20 protein-coding genes are annotated in these 21,659 nt (G+C 52.9%); 12 read left to right on the top strand and 8 right to left on the bottom strand.

What is annotated here, in order from left to right:
- Nucleotides 1-13 precede the first annotated feature (13 nt).
- The 3 genes from QNH46_RS15385 (at nucleotide 14) to QNH46_RS15375 (ending at nucleotide 3,625) form a co-directional block, all read left to right on the top strand.
- Nucleotides 14-883 (top strand): DegV family protein, encoded by an 870-nt coding sequence (locus QNH46_RS15385; protein WP_283925079.1) that lies wholly within the window; start codon nucleotides 14-16, stop codon nucleotides 881-883.
- A 14-nt stretch (nucleotides 884-897) separates the two neighbouring features.
- Complete coding sequence (gene recG, locus QNH46_RS15380; protein WP_283925078.1) at nucleotides 898-2,949, top strand: ATP-dependent DNA helicase RecG; 2,052 nt, start codon at nucleotides 898-900, stop codon at nucleotides 2,947-2,949.
- Between the two features lie 388 nt (nucleotides 2,950-3,337).
- On the top strand, nucleotides 3,338-3,625 hold the full coding sequence (locus QNH46_RS15375; RefSeq protein ID WP_283925077.1) for a stage VI sporulation protein F: 288 nt from the start codon (nucleotides 3,338-3,340) through the stop codon (nucleotides 3,623-3,625).
- A 151-nt stretch (nucleotides 3,626-3,776) separates the two neighbouring features.
- On the opposite strand, the gene QNH46_RS15370 is transcribed toward QNH46_RS15375, so the two are convergent.
- The 4 genes from QNH46_RS15370 to QNH46_RS15355 all read right to left on the bottom strand — a co-directional run bounded on the left by QNH46_RS15370 (nucleotide 3,777) and on the right by QNH46_RS15355 (nucleotide 6,729).
- A complete protein-coding gene (locus QNH46_RS15370) occupies nucleotides 3,777-4,460 on the bottom strand; it encodes a succinylglutamate desuccinylase/aspartoacylase family protein (protein WP_283925076.1) in 684 nt (227 codons plus the stop codon).
- A 117-nt stretch (nucleotides 4,461-4,577) separates the two neighbouring features.
- On the bottom strand, nucleotides 4,578-5,096 hold the full coding sequence (locus QNH46_RS15365; protein WP_283925075.1) for a YhjD family protein: 519 nt from the start codon (nucleotides 5,094-5,096) through the stop codon (nucleotides 4,578-4,580).
- Entirely contained in the window at nucleotides 5,093-6,364 is a 1,272-nt protein-coding gene (locus QNH46_RS15360) for a DNA polymerase IV (protein WP_283925074.1), read from the bottom strand. The genes QNH46_RS15365 and QNH46_RS15360 overlap by 4 nt, the downstream gene beginning before the upstream one ends.
- Nucleotides 6,361-6,729, bottom strand: coding sequence for a YhjD family protein (locus tag QNH46_RS15355; RefSeq protein WP_213590469.1), 369 nt, complete (start codon nucleotides 6,727-6,729; stop codon nucleotides 6,361-6,363). Before QNH46_RS15355 ends, QNH46_RS15360 begins: the two co-directional genes overlap by 4 nt.
- Before the next feature lie 735 nt (nucleotides 6,730-7,464).
- Between QNH46_RS15355 and QNH46_RS15350 the strand changes: the two genes are divergently transcribed.
- The 7 genes from QNH46_RS15350 to QNH46_RS15320 all read left to right on the top strand — a co-directional run bounded on the left by QNH46_RS15350 (nucleotide 7,465) and on the right by QNH46_RS15320 (nucleotide 16,353).
- Nucleotides 7,465-9,690 carry a hypothetical protein gene (locus tag QNH46_RS15350; protein WP_283925073.1) on the top strand — a complete coding sequence of 742 codons (2,226 nt, stop codon included), beginning with the start codon at nucleotides 7,465-7,467 and terminating at the stop codon, nucleotides 9,688-9,690.
- Nucleotides 9,691-9,726: 36 nt separating this feature from the next.
- On the top strand, nucleotides 9,727-10,920 hold the full coding sequence (locus tag QNH46_RS15345) for a HEAT repeat domain-containing protein (RefSeq protein ID WP_283925072.1): 1,194 nt from the start codon (nucleotides 9,727-9,729) through the stop codon (nucleotides 10,918-10,920).
- 43 nt (nucleotides 10,921-10,963) lie between these two features.
- On the top strand, nucleotides 10,964-12,340 hold the full coding sequence (locus QNH46_RS15340; protein WP_213590705.1) for a glycosyltransferase family 2 protein: 1,377 nt from the start codon (nucleotides 10,964-10,966) through the stop codon (nucleotides 12,338-12,340).
- A 110-nt stretch (nucleotides 12,341-12,450) separates the two neighbouring features.
- The gene (locus QNH46_RS15335; protein WP_283925071.1) at nucleotides 12,451-13,260 is read left to right on the top strand and encodes a response regulator transcription factor; all 810 of its coding nucleotides are present in this window, start codon (nucleotides 12,451-12,453) and stop codon (nucleotides 13,258-13,260) included.
- A gap of 53 nt (nucleotides 13,261-13,313) precedes the next feature.
- Nucleotides 13,314-14,678, top strand: a complete 1,365-nt coding sequence (locus QNH46_RS15330; RefSeq protein WP_283925070.1) for a nucleotide sugar dehydrogenase — start codon at nucleotides 13,314-13,316, stop codon at nucleotides 14,676-14,678.
- A 121-nt stretch (nucleotides 14,679-14,799) separates the two neighbouring features.
- The gene (locus QNH46_RS15325; RefSeq protein ID WP_283925069.1) at nucleotides 14,800-15,780 is read left to right on the top strand and encodes a hypothetical protein; all 981 of its coding nucleotides are present in this window, start codon (nucleotides 14,800-14,802) and stop codon (nucleotides 15,778-15,780) included.
- A 69-nt stretch (nucleotides 15,781-15,849) separates the two neighbouring features.
- Nucleotides 15,850-16,353 (top strand): Crp/Fnr family transcriptional regulator, encoded by a 504-nt coding sequence (locus tag QNH46_RS15320; protein WP_155610254.1) that lies wholly within the window; start codon nucleotides 15,850-15,852, stop codon nucleotides 16,351-16,353.
- 19 nt (nucleotides 16,354-16,372) lie between these two features.
- On the opposite strand, the gene hmpA is transcribed toward QNH46_RS15320, so the two are convergent.
- Nucleotides 16,373-17,614: an NO-inducible flavohemoprotein gene (gene hmpA, locus QNH46_RS15315; protein WP_283925068.1), complete on the bottom strand. Its 1,242-nt coding sequence runs from the start codon at nucleotides 17,612-17,614 to the stop codon at nucleotides 16,373-16,375.
- A gap of 460 nt (nucleotides 17,615-18,074) precedes the next feature.
- On the opposite strand from hmpA, the gene QNH46_RS15310 reads away from it, so the two are divergent.
- Complete coding sequence (locus tag QNH46_RS15310) at nucleotides 18,075-18,737, top strand: YitT family protein (protein ID WP_283925067.1); 663 nt, start codon at nucleotides 18,075-18,077, stop codon at nucleotides 18,735-18,737.
- Here the strand turns inward: QNH46_RS15310 and QNH46_RS15305 are convergent.
- The 3 genes from QNH46_RS15305 to QNH46_RS15295 are packed head-to-tail and all read right to left on the bottom strand — an operon-like array spanning nucleotide 18,712 to nucleotide 20,569.
- Nucleotides 18,712-18,930, bottom strand: coding sequence for a DUF2188 domain-containing protein (locus QNH46_RS15305; protein WP_283925066.1), 219 nt, complete (start codon nucleotides 18,928-18,930; stop codon nucleotides 18,712-18,714). The two genes, QNH46_RS15310 and QNH46_RS15305, sit on opposite strands and share 26 nt — an antisense overlap.
- A 6-nt stretch (nucleotides 18,931-18,936) precedes the next feature.
- Nucleotides 18,937-19,932 (bottom strand): peptide-methionine (S)-S-oxide reductase MsrA, encoded by a 996-nt coding sequence (msrA, locus tag QNH46_RS15300; RefSeq protein WP_283925065.1) that lies wholly within the window; start codon nucleotides 19,930-19,932, stop codon nucleotides 18,937-18,939.
- A gap of 31 nt (nucleotides 19,933-19,963) precedes the next feature.
- Nucleotides 19,964-20,569: a TVP38/TMEM64 family protein gene (locus tag QNH46_RS15295; RefSeq protein ID WP_283925064.1), complete on the bottom strand. Its 606-nt coding sequence runs from the start codon at nucleotides 20,567-20,569 to the stop codon at nucleotides 19,964-19,966.
- 356 nt (nucleotides 20,570-20,925) lie between these two features.
- On the opposite strand from QNH46_RS15295, the gene QNH46_RS15290 reads away from it, so the two are divergent.
- Nucleotides 20,926-21,633 carry a TerC family protein gene (locus tag QNH46_RS15290; RefSeq protein WP_283925063.1) on the top strand — a complete coding sequence of 236 codons (708 nt, stop codon included), beginning with the start codon at nucleotides 20,926-20,928 and terminating at the stop codon, nucleotides 21,631-21,633.
- Nucleotides 21,634-21,659 lie beyond the last annotated feature (26 nt).

The following is a 21,659-nucleotide window of genomic DNA, read 5'->3' as shown; positions in this document are numbered from 1 at the left end:
GGATGAGGAGCTCATGACCAAGGTTGTCATCGTTGCAGACAGTACGGCGGACGTGCCAAAGGCTACGGCGGAGGAATACGGTATTCATATTGTGCCGATGCGTCTTGCATTCGGCGAGGAATCATTTCTAGAGGGCGTCGACATCACTGCGGCAGAATTCTACGACAAGTTGACGAAGTCGCGTGAGCTGCCGAAGAGCTCCCAGACGTCGCCGTCCCAGTATGCCGAGGTCTACCGCAATTTGCTGGAAGCGACCCCGGGCTCGCCGATCGTATCAATCCATATCTCTTCCGGCATGAGCGGAACCTATCAATCGGCCCTCTTGGCGAAGACGATGCTGGAGGAAGAGACGGGCAAGGAGCTCGATATTACAGTCATTGATTCCTTAAGTGCTTCCTACGGCTTTGGTCTTCAGGTGGTTGAAGCGGCAAGAATGGCCTCTAAGGGAGCCACCGTGGACCAGATCAAAGCCGAGGTTGAACGCCTTGGGCGCAGCCGCAGGCTGTACTTCCTGGTTGATACGCTGGAGTATTTGCAGAAGGGCGGACGAATCGGCAAAGCGGCGGCTATTCTTGGCACGCTGCTGAACATCAAGCCGATTCTGTCGGTGGATCAGGAGGGCATTATCTACGCAGTGGATAAAGCGCGAGGCCGCAAGAAGGCGGTATCGCGGGTCATCGAGCTGTTCGTAAATGATTTCGGCAATCACAAAGATTTGAATGTTGCGGTTTGCGACGCTGTGAATCCGGAGCTTGCGCAGGAGTTTGTGGATTTGCTTTCCCAGCACTTCACACTGCATGAGGTGGTACGGACGAACATCGGTGCCGTCGTAGGCTCACATACCGGCCCGGGAGCGGTAGCTATATTCGTGTGGCCGGCTTGAAGCGAGGGATTGGAATGAATTTGGATTTGAATGCAATTCCAGTAAAGCAGGTTAATGGCGTGAGTGCTCTCAAAGAAGGAGAGCTTCACGCCTTTGGCATCTTTACGGTAAATGATTTAATGGAATATTATCCGTTTCGGTATGAGGATTACCGGCTGCGCTCTTTGACGGAGGTGAAGGACGGCGACCGGATTACTGTCCAAGCCAAGATCATGGGAGTGCCTGTGCTGCAGCGCTACGGCCGGAAATCGAGGCTGACGTGCAAAATGGTGGCCGAGGACTGGATGTTCACGGCGACCTGGTTTAACCGTCACTTCTTGAAGGATCAGCTGACGGCGGGACGGGAGATCGTGCTCACGGGTAAATGGGACCAGCGGCGCAGCCAATTGACGGTCTCGGAGTCGGAGTTTCCTGACCGTGGCACACTGCGCAGCGGGAGCCTGCAGCCGGTATATTCGGTAGGCGGGAAAATTACGCAGACCTGGATGCGCAAGACGATCGGACAGGCCCTGCAGCAATATGGGGAGATGATTCCGGAAATTTTGCCGCCGGAGCTCCTGCGTAAGTATGAGCTGATGCCGAGACGGCAGGCGATTTGGCGCATTCATCAGCCGCAGGACAGCGAGGAAGGGCAGCAGGCGCGCCGCCGGATGGTCTATGAGGAGCTGTTCCTGTTTCAGTTGAAGCTGCAGGCCTACCGGGCGATGAATCACGAGCGGATGGACGGAGTGAAGCATGAGGTGGATAATGCGACGATCCGTGAGTTCGTTCGCAGTCTTCCCTTTGAGCTGACGGATGCCCAGAAGAAGGTGGAGCTGGAGATCCTGCAGGATATGCGTTCTCCGTACTGCATGAATCGTCTGCTGCAGGGGGATGTAGGCTCGGGCAAGACGGTTGTGGCAGCCATTGCGCTGTATGCGGCGGTCAAATCGGGACATCAGGGCGCATTTATGGTGCCAACGGAAATATTGGCGGAGCAGCATATGCGCTCACTGTCCCGGTTGTTCGAGCCGTTCGGCATTACCGTAGGCCTGCTTACGGGCAGTGTGACCGGGCGCAAGCGCAAGGATTTGACTGCCTCGCTGCAAATGGGGCTAACGGATATCGTCGTCGGAACCCATGCGCTTATTCAGGAGGACGTATTCTTCCGTTCGCTCAGCTTGGTCGTGACGGACGAGCAGCACCGGTTTGGCGTCAATCAGCGCAGCATCCTGCGGCGCAAAGGCTTCAATCCGGACGTGCTGACGATGACGGCGACGCCGATTCCCCGCACGCTGGCGATTACGGCTTTTGGCGATATGGACGTGTCCACACTGTCCGAGCGGCCGAAGGGACGCAAGCCGATTTCGACCTATTGGGTGAAGCATCACATGATGGATCGCGTGCTTGGGTTTATCCAGCGCGAGGTGTCCGCGGGAAGGCAGGCTTATCTGATCTGCCCGCTGATCGAGGAGTCTGATAAGCTGGACGTGCAGAATGCCATTGATCTGCACGTCTCGATGCAGCAGGCGTTCCCGCACTTCAAGGTCGGGCTGCTGCACGGACGGATGACCGCGGCCGAGAAGGACGAGGTCATGCGTTCGTTCTATGACAATGAAGTGCAACTGCTCGTTTCGACGACCGTCGTGGAGGTCGGCGTGGACGTGCCGAACGCGACGCTGATGATCGTGATGGACGCGGACCGCTTTGGCCTGTCGCAGCTGCATCAGCTGCGCGGCCGGGTTGGCCGGGGGGAGCACGCTTCGTATTGCGTGCTCATCGCCGAGCCGAAGTCGGAGGTCGGTCAGGAACGGATGAAGGTCATGACTGAGACGGACGACGGCTTCGAAGTGGCTCGCCGGGACCTGAAGCTGCGCGGTCCCGGGGATTTCTTCGGCACCAAGCAGAGCGGGGTGCCGGAATTCCGAATCGCGGACATGGTCAGCGATTTCGCGGTGCTGGAGGCGGCGCGGGACGATGCCGCTCGCTTGGTCGGCGACGAGGCCTTCTGGACGTCGCCGCAGTATGAGCCGCTGCGCGGGTATCTGCAGCGGGAGCAGGTGTTTCAAGGCGAACTGATCGATTGATGTGAACCGCGATCGGCTTTAAAATCGCAATCGCAATCGCAATGAAGGGGCACAACGCCGGCGGGGTTCTGACGGACCGTGGTTCCGTTATATTATGAAAATCGTCCTATTTTATAGTTTGTTGGACACAGGTTCCGCTATTTGAGCAAATGAATGAGTTTCTGTTGTGATTTGCAGCAAATAAAGGCTCCTGTGTCCGTTCCGTATCCATTTTGGCGATTTTAGAACAAATAGCGGATCTCATGTCCGTTACGAGCCAGAGAGAAATGCCCTTGGCAAGCTTATCTTAATCTTAGCTTGCCAAGGGCATTTTTTCTGTGGCAACATGTACATCCTATCCGTCATATATTAATGAGGATTAGCGTGTGACGGGAGGTGTAACACAGTTTTGAGTTATCAGCAATATGGCATCAGTCCGCAGCTGGTGGAACGCATTAAGCTGAAAATGAAAAACCCAGCCGTAAAAGAGCGCATCAAGTCCCTCGCCGATGGTCTGACTAAATCGGACCTGCAGGATAGAGTCAAGGTCAGACGGCTGGTGAAATCGGCAACCTCGATATTGAATGAACGCTTGACAAGCGTGCAGGAGGAGCAAATCGTCCAGTTTGTCATCGCTCAAAAAGTCGACCCTCGGAATACGTTCCATCTCCTTAAGTTATGGAGCATGTTTAGGTAATGTACAGCTGGTTTGGAGGGCCATAGGTTGGTGAGCGTAGAAACCGTTCGTCCCTGCAGGGGCGAACGGTTTCTTTTAATATATTCGAGGTTCGTCAGGTATGTCGTAAACGTTTTTCTTTCTATATGATAGTCCGCATGCGGAGCCTTTGTTAGCTCTTCGTTAATCCCGCTTCGCCAAGAAAGCGGCGTACAACATCGATTTGGTATTGTACCCTGGTGGAAAAGGGCAGGCTCCAGCCTGTCTCTACGGTGACTGTCCGTGCTCCAAGAATACGGGCTGCGGCGGTGCGGGAGGAGCCAGGCAGCTCATGCAGCCGCAGATTGAAGGATTGGGATTTGGCCCGGATGGTGCGGTTGACTCCTTTGATGATTTTACGTGCGGCAGATACGGATCGGCTGCCCGGATTAGTGATCAGCGTTTGGCCCAGTACCTTGGAGTTCTGCTGCGATAAACCGTTCGCTTCATGAAGATCCAGATACCAGGAGGGGCGATAGCGTCTTGCTGTATCAAACAGCGCCGCGGATAGCGGATGTTTTGCCGTTTGGCCTGCTTTGCGGGGAAAGGTGCGGTTCAAATCCGGCACGCCGCGAATACGCTGGCGATATGCACGCCTATTGACCGTAGGGACGATGACAAGACGTCCTGTATGAAGCCTAAGCTCGTCTGTGCCCAGCATGCGGACGAGCCTGCGAGCCGCTTGGATGCTGCCGGTCTCATTGCCGTGTATCCCTGCAACGATCATAGCGGTTGGTCCGGGCCGCACGCTTTGCGCCACATAGTAAGAAGTAGCGTAGGATGTGCCCGGCAACAGCGTATATTTCTGTACCAGCATTATGCTCACCTCCACTTCTGATTGCCTGCTAATGGCGGGTATACACTATAAATATGCAGGGGAGGGAGGGATTAATTGGACGGGTAACTTTGTCGGCCGCCCGTAAAACGCCCGGATTTAGCGCTTGCCCGTTCCGCGCAAAATCGCAGTCAAATGGTTCGTGTAATGGCCGATCGCCAGGCTGACTTGGGATTTCAAATAATCCCTGGTCATTGTAAACTCGTCTTCCATGCCGCGGCATACGAAGCGATAGCGGATGTCCAGACCGTCCATCGACGGCTCGAAAATGCGAATGCCCTGCTCCAGAAGGGATTTGCGGTATCGCTGGATATCTCCGCGGATATGCTGAGCCAACACTTTCGTCGCTGCGGCATAGAGGGCTTTGAAGGTCTGGGCCGACATTTCGACTTCCCTGTTCTTCTTCTCGACGATTTCGAGAGCTACAGGCAAAATGATGTAACTCCTGATGACTTCGATATCCTTGGCCGTTGGAGGAGAAACGGTCCGGTGCGCGGCCCCGCCTGCTGCTGCTTCACCCGCCGCCTGCCGGCTGGCTGATACGGACTGCTCCTTATGCTGGGGGAGCATCATCCGGCTTGATTCCCAAAGGCCGTTGCCTGATAGCTTCTTGCTCATTTATAGTGCCCTCCAATCTTTCTTGCCCGTTCTCTGGCCTGCCCTGATGTCGTCAATGAGGAGGCTCTCATAATCGCCGCGCTGCCGTAGCGGTCTTTAATCAGATCGGTTGCTTTGTCCAAGGCCCGAAGCTTTACTTGATCCTCAAAAAGGGTCAGCTGGTAGCCCTGATCGGAGGCAAGACCGCTAAGCGCAACGCCTAAGCGGCGTACCGGCAGAGTGTTCCAGTGGCGATAGAACAGTCTCTTGGCCGCTTCGTAGACGGTATTTGTATGATGGGTCGGATCGGCCATCTTCATCTGCCGGGAGAAGCCGAGGCGTGCATCATAGGGACTGCACAGGCAGCTGACGGTAACGACCTGCCCCATATAACCTTTGCGCCGGCAATCCCGGCAGACCTCCTCCACAAGCTCAAGCAATACGGTGTCGATCTCATCCGGCTCGGCATAGTCCCGCGGCAGCGTCATCATATGGCTGACCGATTTCGGCGCGGCGTCGAAGGTGCGCGGCGTCACCGGGGAATCGTCAAGCCCGTTCGCCGTCCTCCACATGACCTCCGCCTGAATATCGCTTTGCTTGCCGAAGCGGGCGCGGAATTTGTCCTTTAGCACCGGCAGCGGTGTCTGGGCAATATCGCCGATCTGGTACATTCCGAGCCGGGTGAAGTGAGCGGCCATACGGGAGCCGACCCCGAACATTTTGGGAATCGGCTGCGGCCAAAGCGCCTCAGGCACATTAGCTTTGGGCAGGACATATAGTCCGCTCTCATTTTTCTTCGCCCAGATGTCGGTAGCCAGCTTGGCAAGCATTTTGTTGGAGCTGATGCCGATGCGTACCCATACGCCGGTCTGCTTGAGCACCTTCTGCTGAATCGACCTCGCCATGGCGAGCGGATCGTCCTGGAACAGGTGCAGGCTTCCCGATACGTCGAGAAATTGCTCGTCGATCGAAAAAACTTCGACCAAATCGGTGTATTCCCGGTAAATGTCCGTAATCATCAGAGATACATCGATGTAATGCTGCATCCGCGGGCGCATGACGACGAGACCCGGGCATTTGCGGATCGCTTCTCCCAGACGCTCCGCCGTAGTTACCCCAAAGCTTTTGGCGATGGGGCAGGCCGCCAGAATAATTCCTGAACGGCGGGCGGGGTCTCCTGCTACGGCTACCGGTTTGTTCTGGCATCCCGGATGATCCGCTTTCTCGATGCTGGCATAGAAGCTTTGGCAATCCGCCAAAAAAATCGTCCTTTCGCGCGCGCTTATCATTTGGGCGCCTCCCACAGTCTCATAAGAAGTATCATCAGCTCCGCCTTCACCAGGCTTCTGAGCATTTTGAAGCGGTGAATATACCCTCGAACCTTGTACTCTACTTCGACGCCCAGCGCGTTCATCGTCGTGTCCAGCACTTGAATGCGCTGCTGCCGCATTTTGCTTCTGAGGGTTTTCAGCTCTAGATGGATGCTGCTTTCAATTCCCTTAAGATAAAAGATCACGAGATTGTAAATCAATTTATTCTGCTGCAGGCTAAGCTCCTCAATATCCCTTGCCAGCATATCCAGCAAAATAGGCAGCAAGGTGTACTCTTTGATGATTTGAATATCCTCTTCTGTCTCGATTGTTGAGTTAATCATGATATTTCACCACCGTAATGCGAACGTATATTCGTTTTATATATTATACACCGAACATAAGTTCGTTACGCAAGTGAATTTTATGGAAAATGGATACTTCGATATAGTTCCTTTATATTATAATAAATGTAATTTTATGGTACTTGTTGCGGGGAGGAAAATGGGCAAGAAGTCATCGGCGGGATCACGTAGTCCTATGGAAAAATCCGGAACGAAATTATCGAAAAGGGATAGCAACTAGTATAGGACCAGCGCACGTTTTTTTAGGGGATAACAGAATTTAACAAAATGCTATAAAGCCGCGTTATTAAGCGATTTTTGCACGAGACTTTGGTATCAATTTTGTAACCTTTATGGAAACGGGTGTAAAAATAGATCGAAACTTCGAAAAAAGTTGCGCGTCTAATATGAGCGAACAGCAGGAGCACTGTACTTCTCTGAAAACAGCGACTTGGAAATGCAGCATAGGAATGCTTCGTTTTCAAGTCTTTTTCATAAGGACGAGAGGTGCAGTTGTTAAAAGGCGATCATGCAAGAAAACCGGGAAGCAAGAGCTAAAAGGCTTCTATTATGCAGGATAGGGCCCAAATGGAAAACACTTCTATTAGCCTAGTTACTTTATTAGAGTACTTGGTTAATGATAGAGGTAATACGAGAGGAGTGGAGGTGTGAGGGGACCGTACTGGTAAAATCGCCTGCATACAAAAAAATAGCGAGGTGACAAGAGCAAACCCGATGACAACGTTAGCGCGAAAAAGGTTAATTATTTTACTCGTACTCGGCGGTATTCTGATCGCCGGTGGGATCTACCTTATCATTCAAAATCTGCCTCCATCTCTTGCGACGTTCCAAACCGCGGACGGTGCAAAAATCAAATTCCAAACTTCGGGAGACCGGTTCATGGAGTACAAGGGTGAGGGAAAGTGGCAGGAGATTTTCGTGAAAGGCGTCAACTTGGGAGCTACGGTTCCTGGTCATTTTCCCGGGGAATTCCCGATCACTGAAGAGGATTATCTGCGTTGGTTCAAGCAAATCGATGATATGGGCGCCAACGTGATTCGTATCTATACCGTGCATAATCCGGTGTTTTATACGTCCTTAGTCAAATACAACAAAGAAAAGGGAGACGATCCGCTGTACTTCATTCAAGGCATTTGGTCGCCTGAGGAACAATTGATTGAGCTTAAGGATGCATATAACCCTGGAATCAAGGAAGCATTCCATAAAGAAATCGAAAAAGCGGTAAAGGCCGTATACGGAGATTTAAAAATACCGGTCCAGCCGGGAGCTTCGGGAGGAAAGTACAGAGCGAATGCAGGGCGTTATTTGATGGCCTGGCATATCGGTACGGAGTGGGATCCCGAAATGGTTGACAACACGAATACGCAATATGCTTCCATAGAGCCTTACCGGGGCAAGCGGTTCTCTGCGCTGGACGAGGCCAGTCCGTTCGAGAGCTGGCTCGCCGAGCTAATCGATCAGACGGCTGAACTGGAAGCCGGTTACGGCTGGCAGCATCCGATGACCTTTACGAACTGGGTCACAACGGACGTGCTTGAGCATCCCGGAGAGCCCTTGTTCGAGGAGGACTTGGCCAGCGTGGATGCGACGCACATAGAGCCGGTCGATTGGGAGGCCGGATACTTCGCGGCCTATCACGTTTATCCGTACTACCCGGATTTTTTCCATCTCGACAAGACGCTGGAGACGATTCCGGACGGTAACGGCGGATTCAATACGTATAAGGCTTACCTGCGACAGTTAAAGGCCCATTACAAGGATATTCCGATCATGGTTACGGAATACGGCGTACCTGCGTCTTTGGGCGTATCGCATATCGGTCCCGGCGGACGGAATCAAGGCGGGCACAGCGATGACGAAAAGGCCGAAATCGACGTATCCCTGACGAAAGACATTTATGACGAAGGCTACTCTGGCGCCATATTGTTCATGTGGCAGGATGAGTGGTTCAAGAAGACATGGAATACGATGCGCTTTGAAATTCCTGAGGATCGGCGCTCCTATTGGCTGAATGTCCTGACGAACGAGAAGCTGTTCGGCATCGTCGCCATGGGTCCTGGCAAAGAGGAGGACATTATCATCGACGGCAAGCTGAGCGACTGGGACGCGCTGCCGGAAGGAGAGGTGAAGTCGTGGGACAAGCCTGCTCCCGGTATTGAACGGTTCCGCGTGACGCATGACGAGGCTTACGTATACGTAGGGCTCACATTAAGTGAGGATTTTGATCCGAAAGCCCGGCAAATCTATCTGGGAACGAGTACGCAGCCAGGCGGGAACGAGCCGGTTACCGAGCTCCCCGGCATCAAGCTGAGCGATGGGCTGGAAAATTTGGTCGTCGTCGGCCAGGATGACGAGACAGAGGTAAAGACTGCGCCGAGCTATGATTTCCACCGCCGTCTCTATGGACGGTACGGCCACTGGATGCTCGCGGATCCGACCGAGGAAGAGAAGGTGCAGTTCCAACCCTGGAAGCTTGCCGTCAGCTTGACGATGTCTCCGCCGGATACGAGGCTCAGCCAGCCGTTTCAGGATATGACAGTCGGCAGTCTGGTGCGGGGAACTTCGGATCGGAAGGATGAGAACTTCAATTCGCTGACTTCGTGGCAATATAGCGGCCGCGAAGTAGAGCTTCGCATTCCCTGGATGCTGCTTGGCTTCGCAGACCCCAGCTCCCTTCAGGTCATTGATTATGGGCCGCTCAAGAAGGACCGCTCGTTTACGACGGCCCAGACGGACGGAATCACTTTCGTGCCCTGGATTAAAGACCGCAAGAGCCAGGAAATATTCGGCCCGGGCAAAGACGGGCCCGTCGATCTTGCGGAGCAGCCGAAATATACTTGGTCGCCTTGGGAAACCGTGAATTACACCGAGAATTTAAAATCCGGCTACTATGCGCTGAAGAAGTTTTACGAAAGCTTGCCGGAACATCAGCCTGAATAGTCCGGTGCTTGGTATATAGAAGGAGGAATGTTCTTTATGTATACGCATCTAACCTTGGCTATCTATTTCATTTACTTCTGCCTGGGACTGATCGGGATTGGAATCGTATCTCTATTCGCCTTGAAGTTCAATCATTTGCATAAAGTGAAAAAAAGTCAGCAGTACTTGCAGAAACATCAGGATTATTTCAAATTCATTCAAACCCATCTGAACGGCCCATCGGAGCTTCCGCTTCCGCCGGGCAAGCTTAAGGAGCTCGAAGGCCGGGTTGTCCAGGAGAAATTGATCGGCTGGATCGAGCAGTTCAAGGGCGAGTATCGGGAGAAACTCGTCAAGCTCTGCCACGACGCCGGCTTCGTGCGCAAAGATATCAAGCTGCTGGACAGCTTGTTCTACGGCCGGCGGATTGCCTCGGCTTACCGGCTTGGCGGAATGCGTGCAGCCGAGGCCGTCCCCCGGCTGCTGACGATGATGAAGAACGAGCGCTATACCCCGCTTACGATCGTCGTGGCCCGGGCGGTAGCCAAAAGCGCGGAGAATGAGGAGCAGCTGAAGGAAATGCTGCAGCACCTGCTTCGCCACGGCAAGCCGATCCACAATATGGCTGCCGATATCGTGATGGAGACCCAGCTGGATGCCAGCCGTCTGCTGCTGAAGCTGCTGGACGATGAGAATCCGGACCTCGTGAAGGTCGCTCTCGTCGCGATGTGGGGGCAGGCGATTCCGGAGGTCGTTCCTTCCCTGGATCGCTTGGTTGGCGCCGAACAGACGGATGTCCGCGCCGAGGCCGTCAAGCTCTATTTAAGCTCCAACCCGGTGCTTAAGGACGACACCATCAAGAAGCTGATGGCCGATAAGGACTGGGAGGTGCGGGCGGCCGTGGCGAAATCCCTCGGCTCTCTGCACGCAGCCGGCAGCATTCCGCTTCTCCGCAATGCGCTGAAGGATGCGAACTGGTGGGTACGGAACAACAGCGCTGAAAGCCTGGCGAAGCTGGGAGAAACAGGCTTCGAGGTGCTCTGCCAAATCGCGATGAACGGCTCCGGGGTGGAGCGGGAGACAGCCATGTACCACATCGAAAGAGCGATGCTGCAGGATAATGAGCATCAAAAACTCGACCAAATGGTCGCCTATAACAAAAAAAAGCTGCTGTACGAGCGGTATTTCGGCGTTGCCGAGCGAAGACCGGTTCGTCAGGTCGCGGCGGTCGGAGGCGATTACACTGCTTAGAGATATTTTACTGATTTACGGGTTGTTTGCTATTTACTATGTAATGACGGTAAATACGATTTATTTTACGATTATGGCTTTTTCATTCCGGAACATCATGACGATTTTCCGCAGGTCGGCTTATTCGAAATATAACACGCTCTCCGGCTCGGAGCTGGTGCCTTCCGTATCTTTGCTTGTACCGGCCTTTAACGAGGAGCTCACAGTCATCGAGAATGTGAAATGCTTGCTGACCTTGAATTATCCGACCTATGAGGTAATCGTCATCAACGACGGCTCCAGCGATAACACGCTGGGAGTATTACGGGAAGAATTTGGCCTCGAGCCGCTGCCAAATCCGGAAATGCGGAACTCGATCGATTGCCAGCCGATTAATGCTGTCTATTACAATCCTCAGTATCCGCATCTGTATGTAATAGATAAGCCGAACGGCGGGAAGGCGGATTCCCTGAATGCGGGCATCAATCTGTCCCACTATCCGCTTATTTCCTCCATCGACGCCGACTCTCTGCTGGAGAAGGATGCCTTGATCCGCATGGCCCGGATGTACATGGAGAATCCGGAAGAGACGGTAGCGATCGGCGGAGACGTCCGGATCGCCAACGGCTGTGTGATCGAGAACGGGGCGGTCAAGCATGTATCGCTGCCGCGCAAAATGTGGCCGATGTTCCAGGCTGTCGAATATTTGAAGGCGTTCCTCGGCGGACGCATCGGCTGGAGCTCCATCAACGGGCTGATTATCGTGTCCGGGGCGTTCGGGATGTTCCGCAAGGACTATGTCATCGCCGTAGGGGGATACCGCGGAGGATATCCCGGCGAGGACATGAACATCATTATCAAGCTGCATCGCTACATGCTGGAGAACAAGCTGAAATACCGCGTCGCCTTTTGTCCGGAAGCGGTATGCTGGACGCAGGCGCCGGATACTTACCGCATTTTGTCCAATCAGCGGAAGCGCTGGGGACGCGGTAATCTGAAGAACATGATCGAGAATTACGATATGGCCTTTAACCCGAAATATAAGGTGATGGGGCTGCTGACAATGCCCTACAACATTATTTTCGAAGCACTTAATCCATATTTCAAAATTACAGGGCTGCTTGCGCTGGTCGGCTATACGATCATGGATATGACGAATTGGAAAATTCTCGTCGTGTTCGGGCTCATCAATATTTTGAGCGGTTATTTGCTTAGCATCGGCGCCTTGTTCCTGGAGGAGCTTGCCTTCAAGCGATTTACGAAGCTGTCCGACCTGGCCCGCCTGCTGCTGTTCTCTGCTTTGAAGTTCTTCGGTTATGCCCAGCTTGGCGGACTTTGGCGGATTCAAGGCCATATTCAATTTATGCGCAACAACAATTCCTGGGGAACGATGACCCGGACAAGCTGGAAGGAAGAAAGCAAAGCGGCCAAGACCGCTTAAGGTTTCAGGGCTTGTTTGGACGAGGAGTTCGGGAAGGGAGTTGATAGCCAAGGCAGAAACAGCCCGCAAAGGGCTAAACCATCCTAATTCAAAGAAAGGCGGGAATTCAGATGCCGAATACGGCAGCATTGCAAACCGAAATCAAGCAATCCAGTTTATATTCAACGATCGAGCGGCATGTGAGGGAATCTGTCCAGGAGGCCAACGGGGTTCTGTTCATTTATTCCGCAAGTGCTCCATCCTATTTGGAGACGCAAATTCGCGGAATTTTAGAAACTCAGCCCGGCGTAACCTTTGAGCTCTGGAGCGGTAACGAACCTGGCAGCTATGCCGTTCTGCTGCCCGGGCAGCCGCTTGATTCCGTTCATTTTCAAGGCTTGCTGTTGAAGCAGCGGATTCAGGAAATCGTCGGAGACCTGGATCTGCACATGACCTTGTCGAGCTTTCCCGAGCAAGGCGAGCTGAGCGAGCAGGTTTTGAAGCAAATGGAGGAGTCCGCGAAGCTGAGCCCTTCCGGGGATATCCATATTTTTACGAGACAAGAGTTTCACTCATCGCAAAGCCGTATCCTGATCGTCGAAGGCGATCCTGCGGTTCGCGAGTTTCTGCAAATCAGGCTGCAGATGCAGGGCTATGACACAGCCGTGACGGATAATGGGATTTCCGCGCTGGAGCTTATCGAGAGCTGGAATCCGGACCTGGTGCTGACGGAGTTGAATCTGTATGGCATCGACGGCCTGCCTTATATTCACCATATCCAGCAGCTCAACGTTAAAAACACGCCGAAAATCGTCGTTCTGACCGAACAGCGCGTAGAGCAAACGATCAGTCTATGCTTCCAAAGCGGTGTAGATGATTACATTACCAAGCCCTTCTCGCCAGTTGAACTGGATGCGCGGATTCGGCGCTGCATTCACTAAATATTAAATATATAGAAAAAAACAACTACTAGACAATATGGAGGTTGAAACCTGTGAATAAACAATACCGTGATTTATTGGAAGCTATCGAGTCAAAAAATGCCGTGCTGTGCGTCGTGGGCCTTGGATATGTCGGCCTTCCGCTGGCCGTAGAAATGGTCAAGCAAGGGTTCAAGGTCGTAGGTATTGATCTGGATTCCAGAAAGATCGACAAGATTTACCGCGGGGAATCTTATATTCACGATATCTCCTCCACGACACTCAGCGAAGTCGTGCAAACGGGACGGTTCCAGCCAACTTCCGATTATGCAGCCCTGCGGGACGTCGATGCTATCAGCATTTGCGTGCCGACTCCGCTTAGCGAAAATCAAGATCCAGACACATCCTACATCGTGACCGTAGTGGAGAACATTAAACGTTATATGAAAAAAGGCGTCCTGATTACGCTGGAAAGCACGACGTACCCGGGTACGACAGAGGAGCTGATCCAGCGCGAGCTGGAAAGCCTCGGGTATGTAGTCGGAGAGGATTTCTTCCTCTGCTTCTCACCGGAGCGGGTAGACCCGTCCAATACGAAATTCAATACATTCAATACGCCGAAAGTCATTGGCGGAACGACGGAGGCATGCCTGGCGCTTGGCGTAGCCGTATACAGCCGGTATGTCGAGACGGTCGTTCCCGTATCGTCGCCAAAGGTGGCAGAAATGTCTAAGCTCCTTGAAAATACATTCCGCAGTGTGAACATTGCCTTCGTTAACGAAATGGCGATGATGTGCGACCGGATGGGCATCGATGTCTGGGAGGTCATCGATGCTGCGAAGACGAAGCCATTCGGCTTCATGCCATTCTACCCGGGGCCGGGAATCGGCGGACATTGCATTCCGCTCGATCCGATGTACCTGTCGTGGAAGGCAAAAGGATTCCGTTTCTACAGCCAGTTCATTGAGCTTGCTCAATCGACAAATGACAATATGCCTTATTACGTAGTGAACAAAACCTCGAAAATTTTGAATGAGTATGCAAAATCTATTAAAAAGTCGAACATTCTTATTCTCGGCATGGCTTATAAACCGGATATCAGCGATCTCCGGGAGTCGCCGGGTCTTGAAGTATATGAGTTGTATAAAGACAGCGGTGCAGCCGTGGAGTATTATGATCCGTTCGCTACAAGCTTCAAGGACAAAGCCGGTGTCACCGTTCATAGCGTGGAATACGACCTTGAAAAGTTCAAAACCTATGACTGCATGGTTCTGGTAACGAATCACTCGGATCTCGATTACAGCGCCATCGCCTCGCTAGGCGTTCCGATTCTGGATACGCGAAATGCATTCAAGGAGTTCAAGCTGCCTCACGTGTACAAGCTCGGCCATTCCGTTCAGCATGTGGACGAGCAGGCCGAAGCGCTGATCGTAGGATAAAAGAAGAGATTGGCTTAAACAGAAACAAAAAACACAGAAAAACGGGCTTGACCCGAATAAAACAGGAGTGGAGGCGGAGATGAATATCAAATCGTTATTTAAACGGTATAGAGGGCTCATCATGGTATTAGCATCAGGATCAATCGTCCTACTTGCTGGATTGTTTGTTGTTCTACTCCGTCCTTCCGTCCCGGAAGCGAAGGCGACCTGGCTTTGGGACGCCCAGCTTGTGGAGAGCCATACGCAGGATATTATTGAATTCGCCAAAGGGAACGGCGTAACGACCGTGTTTTTGCAAATCGGAAATGAGGTAAGCGATGCCTCGTACCGGCGGTTTGTGGCTGCTGCAACCAAAGCCAAGCTGGAGGTTCATGCCCTGAACGGGCATCCGGAGTGGGCTTTGCGGGAGCAGCGCAAGGAAGCGGTCCGCTTTCTCGATTGGGTCAAGCAATACAATGACCAATCCAGGCCTGACGAGCGCTTTGCAGGCGTGCAATTCGACGTAGAGCCTTACCTGCTGAAGAGTTGGGGAACGAAGCAGGATGCCATGGTCGAGCAATGGATGGAGAGCGCCCGAATATGGGTGGAGCGTGCACAGCGCGATCAGCTCAAAATTGGAGCAGCGGTTCCCTTCTGGCTCAATGGCATCGAGCACGAGGAGCTCGGAAAAGGCCGCGATCTGCGGCAGTGGATGGTCGATAAGTTCGATTATGTGGCAATTATGGCCTACCGGGATGCAGCGGAAGCCATCTATGAGGTGTCGCGGGCGACGCTGGAGGAAGCCGACGAGCGGAACAAGCAGGTCTGGGTAGGCGTCGAGCTTACCAAAAGCCAGGAGGGACCAGGCGTGTCCTTCTACGAACAGCCATTGGAATCTGTGACGCAGGAGCTGGACAAATTGGTGTCCCTGGTCGGCAAGCATTCCTCGTTTAAAGGCGTTGCCGTGCATAGCTATGAATCCTGGCGGGACAAGCAGGAGACAAAGGTGGCGCAAAAAACGGACGGCGCGTCCGCAGACGATGCCTCCCCCATAATCATCAAGGAAGTACAACAAGCCCAGCGCCTGTATAGGCGCTGGGCTTGCTGCATGGATCAGGAATAAACGCTTGGACGTGTTTTTTTGCTATAATAATGGCTACGAGAGTTTAAACCAACGAATGGAGCGATATCGATGATTCTGCATAAAGGAGAGATTTTATTTCGCCAGGGCGATGAAGGAAAATATCTCTACCATATTAAAAGCGGCCTGTTCAAGGTAACGCGGCTGCATGAGAACGGCAATATGGTTCTGTTCAACATCTTGTATCCCGGCGAGACGGTGCCGCACCACTCTCTAATCTCCCCCAAGGAGACGCATGGCACGGCAATAGCTCTCATTCGCAGCGAAGTAGAGGTTATTTCGGCCCAGGAATGGTACCGTGAGCTCGAAGAGAACCCGCAGAAGCCGCTGGAAGTTGCCCGACTGCTTCAGGAGAAGGTCCGCTTTATGCAGGAGCGCCTCGACCATCTTACGGTAGGCACCCCCGGCGAACGGCTGGAGCTGCTGCAAAAGTGGCTCAGCCACCACGCCAATGGCGTTCCCCTTACGGACTATTTGACTCAGGAAGAGATCGGCCAATTGATCGGGATCCGGAGGGAAACGGTCAACCGTCTGCTGCGCGGGCAGCACGCATAGGCGGCCGGACGGCTGCAGCCTATTCCTCAGAATTAGAGCTTGGGCTGGAGCCGCTCGGGCTGCCCAGGCTGCCGGCCGGTCCGAAAAATTCGTAATGAATATTCGCTTCAGGCACGTTCAGGCTGTGCAAGGCTTCATTGATCGCCCGCATGAACGGCACCGGTCCGCAGAAATAGAAGTCGGATTCCAGGGGCGCAACCTGCGAGAGCCACGAAGCATCGATATAGCCGCTTTTGTCGCATCTTTCACTGTCCGCAGCCGATTCATAGACCGTGTAGCATTTCAAGCGGGAAGAATTAATGGCGGCAAGCTTGGCCACATGTTCCTTCAGGATATGGTGCTCCTTGCTCCGGGCGGCGTGAATATAGACGATATCACGATCGGAATGCTGCAGCAGCGTCTCCAGCATACTGACCAGCGGCGTCAGACCTACGCCCCCGCCGATTAGTGTGACGGGCGTACCTAGGTTTTGATTCAGCGTGAAATCGCCCGCAGGCGCGCTGAGCTCGATCATGTCGCCTTCCTGAACGCGCTCATGCAGATAAGTGGACACGATGCCTGCCGGCCGATTGTCGCCTGCGTCTTCCCGCTTGACGGTAATCCGGTAGTAGCTGGCTCCCGGGGCAGTGGACAAGCTGTAATGGCGAAGGTGTATGAACTCCTGTCCTTCCGGCTTCACTTTTACCGTAATGTACTGGCCCGGCTCATATGAAGCAATCGCTTTGCCATCCTCTGGCAAGAGATAGAAGGAGGTTACCTCCGCCGTTTCCTGTACCTTGCGGTCGACGACGAAGCGACGGAAGCCTCTCCATCCTCCGGGCTGCTGCTCGGACTGCTCGTACATGTCCCTTTCCACGCTGATAAAGACATCGGCGATGACCCCGTACGCTTTGTTCCACGCCTCGATGATTTCATCGGTAGCCGCTTCGCCCAGGACCGTTTTGATCGCGGCCAGCAAATTTTCCCCTACGATCGGGTAATGCTCGGGAAGAATGCCCAGCGCACGATGCTTGTGGGCGATGCTGCGGACGACCGGCAGAATTCGCTCGAGTGCGTCGATGTTCGCGGCGGCGGCATAGACCGCATTGGCCAGCGCTGTCGGCTGCTTGCCCTGGCGCTGGTTGGCGTGGTTGAATACATTCAGCAGCTCGGGGTGGTTTCTGAACATCGTTTCATAAAATGTGCGGGTTATTGTTTCTCCGTGCACTTCCAGCACAGGAACTGTGGATTTAATGATTTCGATTGTTCGTGAATCAAGCATAACAGTACCCTCTTTCCAATTTAAATTGTGGTTTTGCATTTCTTCACCAGTATAGAACCGCCTCCAGGCCGAAAAGGTGATTTTCGTCACAGAAGAAATTCCTAAAATGTGAACAACTCGGAGATTGCAATGAATTTAATCATATCAGGGAGGAGCGAAATAATTATTTCTGAGGCAAGCTGTTCAGTCATCATTGCCGCTGTGTTATAATAAAGATAGATACAAACCAAAAAAGAAAGGATCAGGATACCATGGGTTCCCGAAGGACGAAATCCCTAAGGACGATTTGGAAACGTTGTGATCTCTCTTACACTTAGCTTCTTTTCGTAGTGTCGTCGGTAATTTAGGCTAACCACCCTACGAAGGAAGCGTGGAATGATGCGAAGGATGAACTCCTCACCAACCTTCTTTGTAGGGTGCGGCCGCAAGGTTAACCAAACTACGATAAGAGGGATTGGAAATGGGGAAAAAAGTAGACTGGCAAGCCTTGAGCTTGCAGGTAACAATGCTGTTGCTGGGTACGTTTTTGTTGGCTTTCACGTATTATCATATTAATTTTCAGAACGGTTTAGCCGAGGGCGGATTCGTGGGCTTGGCGCTGCTGGGCAAGTATTTGTTCGATTTGCCGCCGGCTTTGAGCATGATCATGCTGGATATTCCGGTACTGATCGCCGCCGTGTTCTTAAAAGGACGCAAGTTTATTGCAAATACGTTATTTGCATCACTGGCATTCTCGGCATTCTATGAGCTGTGCGAACGGTTCTCGCCGTTTATCTTAAATCTGCAGGATAATTTGCCAATTGCTGCGCTGCTGTCGGGTGTGTTCACGGGAATTGGCGCAGGCGTTGTACTGCGGGTAGGCGGGGCTACCGGCGGGGACGATATGCTGTCCCTCATCATCAGTGAACGATCCGGCCTGAAGATCGGTACGGTTTTCATTCTGATGGATGCCTTGGTTCTAGGCATATCTTTAATATATTTACCATTTACGGAAACGGTATTCACGATCCTGGCTGTGCTGATCGCCGGCAAGACGATCACCTGGACCGTAAACTGCGGGAAGCAAGATACCGCGGTTCTCCGTGTGCCATATGCAATCAAAGCAAAAACAGCCCGGGCCTGATGGCCTGAGCTGTTTTTTGCCGTTGCGGCATTATTTTTTTGTCGTCATGATGCTTGGGGTGGTTGTCGTCCCATTCATGTGCCTTTGCCGTGCCGATCGCGATGGCACTGCCTTCCTCATAGCCTTCCTCATAGCCTTCCTCAAGCAGGGCATTTGCAATTTCGATCGCTTTGTTGCGGACGCGCGCTAACACGGTTTATTATTCATCGCTGCCGGTCTGCCCGGACTCTTCGAACAGGTAGAGATACTCTCCGTATCCTTCCTGCACAAGCTCCTCCTTAGGGATGAAGCGGAGTGCCGCCGAATTGATGCAGTAGCGCAGACCGGTTGGTTCCGGGCCGTCGTCGAATACATGGCCCAAATGGGAATCGCCCTCGCGGCTGCGGACTTCGGTACGGATCATGAAATGGCTTGTATCCAGTTTTTCCTTGATACTGTATGATCGCAAAGGTCGCGTGAAGCTCGGCCAGCCGCAGCCGGCGTCATATTTATCCCTGGAGCTGAACAGCGGCTCGCCGGACACGATGTCGACATAGATGCCATCAGCCTCGTTATCCCAATATTCGCCGGTGAACGGTCTTTCCGTGCCGTTGTTCTGGGTTACTTCATATTGAATCGGGGTCAGGCGCTTCTGCAGCTCCTCTTTGTTGGCCGGGCCCGACCAGTGCCGCTCGATAAAGTCCTCCCGTCCCGAGCCCTTGCGGTATCTTCGGTAATGGGCAGGATTTTTCTTATGGTATTGCTGATGGTAATCCTCTGCAGGGTAGAATGGCGCAGCCGGGAGAATGGCTGTCACGATCGGTTTTGCAAACCTTCCGCTTTGCTCCAGCGCCAGTTTGGACGCCTCGGCTTCCTGGCGCTGCTCCTCCGTATGATAGAAAATCGCCGTTCGATACGAATCTCCACGGTCATGGAACTGACCGCCTTCATCGGTCGGGTCAATCTGCTGCCAGAACAGCTCCAGCAGCTTCCGGTACGGGAACACAGAGGGGTCAAAAGCAATTTGCACCGCTTCATAATGTCCGGTGCGATTAGAGCAGACCTCTTCATAGGTAGGGTTTGCCGTATGGCCGCCTGTATAGCCGGAGACGATGCCGTAAATGCCGGGCAGCTCCTCAAAGGGCGAAACCATGCACCAGAAGCAGCCGCCGGCAAACGTAGCCAGCTCCCTATTCGACGTTGGCGTTGTACTCATCATGCACTCCTCCGTTTCATTTTAAATTTTATTATATCTTTTTTTGACGAAATCCCCAAACCCACAGCAGAAGCAGCAGGACCACGAAATAGGACACGGCTATAACCCCCGCCGCAAGCGGACGCTCTGTCAGGGTTGAGCCCACGTAAGCATAAACGTAAACAGCAGGCAATTTGCCGACAAGAGAACCAAGGATAAAGTGGAGGAAAGACATCCCTGTGGCGCCTGCATAAATGTTAACGGCCGTCTGGGGCAGGATCGGGATCAAGCGGCAAATCGCGATGGTGCGAAAAGGCCTGCTGGACGAGAACTCCGTCAGCCGCTCCAATTTGTCGTAACGGGCCAGCCAGCTAGCCGCGGACCCCTGGAACAGCGCTGCCGCCCCATAGACGATGGCACCGGCCAGCGTAGAGCCGATCAAGATAATGGTTCCGCCGCTCCATGTGCCCATCACATAACCCGCAGCGGCGACCACGACCTTATAGGGCATGACGGGGAACAGAGCCAGCAGGGTGGAGAGCGCCAGCAGCAGCCAGACTGGAGGCGATCCTTGAATCCATTCCGCAAGTTCATGACGATAGATGTAAGTTAGCAGGAATAATGCGGCATACAGTATTGCCACAGACCATTTTTTCATCGGACAAGGCCCTCTCTTTCTTTCTGTATCATACCAAAGAAGCGGGCTTGCTAGAAAGATTGTGCGAGTTTCATATTTTTTTCAAGATATCTGGCGCTTGGGCCAAGACCGTGCTATAATAATCACATTATATGGATGTATGGTTCCCAAAGGGGAGTAGCTGTAACAGTAAAGTCGTCATTACGGGATGGACTGTCCCCGGCTTTATTGACAACATTGGATGTTGTTGGCGAGACCTTTGCCCGCACGTGTATTGGGTGAAGGTCTCTTTTGATGCTTAAGCGTCGTGCCCAATACCGGCACGGCGTTTTTTGTTGGGACAAGTTCATCGCAGGAATAAAGAAGGGAGAGAGAAAATGGACTTTACTTCGTTGGACTTTTGGACCGCGCTGATGTCGATCGTGCTGATTGATCTTGTCCTTGCAGGCGACAACGCCATCGTGATCGGGCTTGCGGCACGCAACGTACAGAAAGAGGATCAGAAGAAAGTAATCCTCTGGGGAACGGTCGGAGCGATTCTCGTTCGCGTCATCATGACCCTGCTTGTGCTGCAGCTGCTGACTATTCCGGGGCTTCGGCTCGCAGGCGGCCTGATGCTGCTGTATATTGCGTACAAATTGCTGGTGGATGAGAAAGATCATGAAATCGATGCAGGCAGCCAAATGTGGGCAGCGATCCGGACGATCATCATCGCCGATACGATGATGGGTCTGGACAATGTGTTGGCCGTGGCCGGTGCAGCTCATGGGGACTTCGCCCTGGTTATTATCGGGCTGGCGATTTCCATTCCAATTATGGTGTGGGGAAGCACGCTGATTTTGAAGCTTACGGATCGGTTCCCGTTCGTGATTACGATTGGCGCAGCCGTGCTGGCATGGACCGCTGCCAAAATGCTTGTCCAAGAGCCGCTTATTGATGACTGGTTCGCATCGGGCTGGGTCAAATACGGATTTGAAATCATCTGTATTATCCTTATCGTAGCGCTTGGATCTTACGTGAAGAAAAACCAGGAGAAAAAGCGCCAAATCGAACAAGCCTTGAATCAAGGAAATTCTCCGATATAAAAACATGGAAACGCCGCTTTGTCATA

The organism is Paenibacillus woosongensis (assembly GCF_030122845.1).
Classification (GTDB): domain Bacteria; phylum Bacillota; class Bacilli; order Paenibacillales; family Paenibacillaceae; genus Fontibacillus; species Fontibacillus woosongensis_A.
Note: the sequence above shows the minus strand (reverse complement) of the source record. Positions and strands in the feature narration are given on the sequence as shown.

Coding starts and splice junctions, on each gene's coding strand:
- QNH46_RS15385 (WP_283925079.1), top strand. CDS start 14: ATGACCAAGGTTGTCATCGTTGCAGACAGTACGGCGGACGTGCCAAAG.
- recG (WP_283925078.1), top strand. CDS start 898: ATGAATTTGGATTTGAATGCAATTCCAGTAAAGCAGGTTAATGGCGTG.
- QNH46_RS15370 (WP_283925076.1), bottom strand. CDS start 4,460: ATGCTGGTACAGAAATATACGCTGTTGCCGGGCACATCCTACGCTACT.
- QNH46_RS15365 (WP_283925075.1), bottom strand. CDS start 5,096: ATGAGCAAGAAGCTATCAGGCAACGGCCTTTGGGAATCAAGCCGGATG.
- QNH46_RS15360 (WP_283925074.1), bottom strand. CDS start 6,364: ATGATAAGCGCGCGCGAAAGGACGATTTTTTTGGCGGATTGCCAAAGC.
- QNH46_RS15355 (WP_213590469.1), bottom strand. CDS start 6,729: ATGATTAACTCAACAATCGAGACAGAAGAGGATATTCAAATCATCAAA.
- QNH46_RS15350 (WP_283925073.1), top strand. CDS start 7,465: ATGACAACGTTAGCGCGAAAAAGGTTAATTATTTTACTCGTACTCGGC.
- QNH46_RS15345 (WP_283925072.1), top strand. CDS start 9,727: ATGTATACGCATCTAACCTTGGCTATCTATTTCATTTACTTCTGCCTG.
- QNH46_RS15340 (WP_213590705.1), top strand. CDS start 10,964: ATGACGGTAAATACGATTTATTTTACGATTATGGCTTTTTCATTCCGG.
- QNH46_RS15335 (WP_283925071.1), top strand. CDS start 12,451: ATGCCGAATACGGCAGCATTGCAAACCGAAATCAAGCAATCCAGTTTA.
- QNH46_RS15325 (WP_283925069.1), top strand. CDS start 14,800: ATGGTATTAGCATCAGGATCAATCGTCCTACTTGCTGGATTGTTTGTT.
- QNH46_RS15320 (WP_155610254.1), top strand. CDS start 15,850: ATGATTCTGCATAAAGGAGAGATTTTATTTCGCCAGGGCGATGAAGGA.
- hmpA (WP_283925068.1), bottom strand. CDS start 17,614: ATGCTTGATTCACGAACAATCGAAATCATTAAATCCACAGTTCCTGTG.
- QNH46_RS15310 (WP_283925067.1), top strand. CDS start 18,075: ATGGGGAAAAAAGTAGACTGGCAAGCCTTGAGCTTGCAGGTAACAATG.
- msrA (WP_283925065.1), bottom strand. CDS start 19,932: ATGAGTACAACGCCAACGTCGAATAGGGAGCTGGCTACGTTTGCCGGC.
- QNH46_RS15295 (WP_283925064.1), bottom strand. CDS start 20,569: ATGAAAAAATGGTCTGTGGCAATACTGTATGCCGCATTATTCCTGCTA.
- QNH46_RS15290 (WP_283925063.1), top strand. CDS start 20,926: ATGGACTTTACTTCGTTGGACTTTTGGACCGCGCTGATGTCGATCGTG.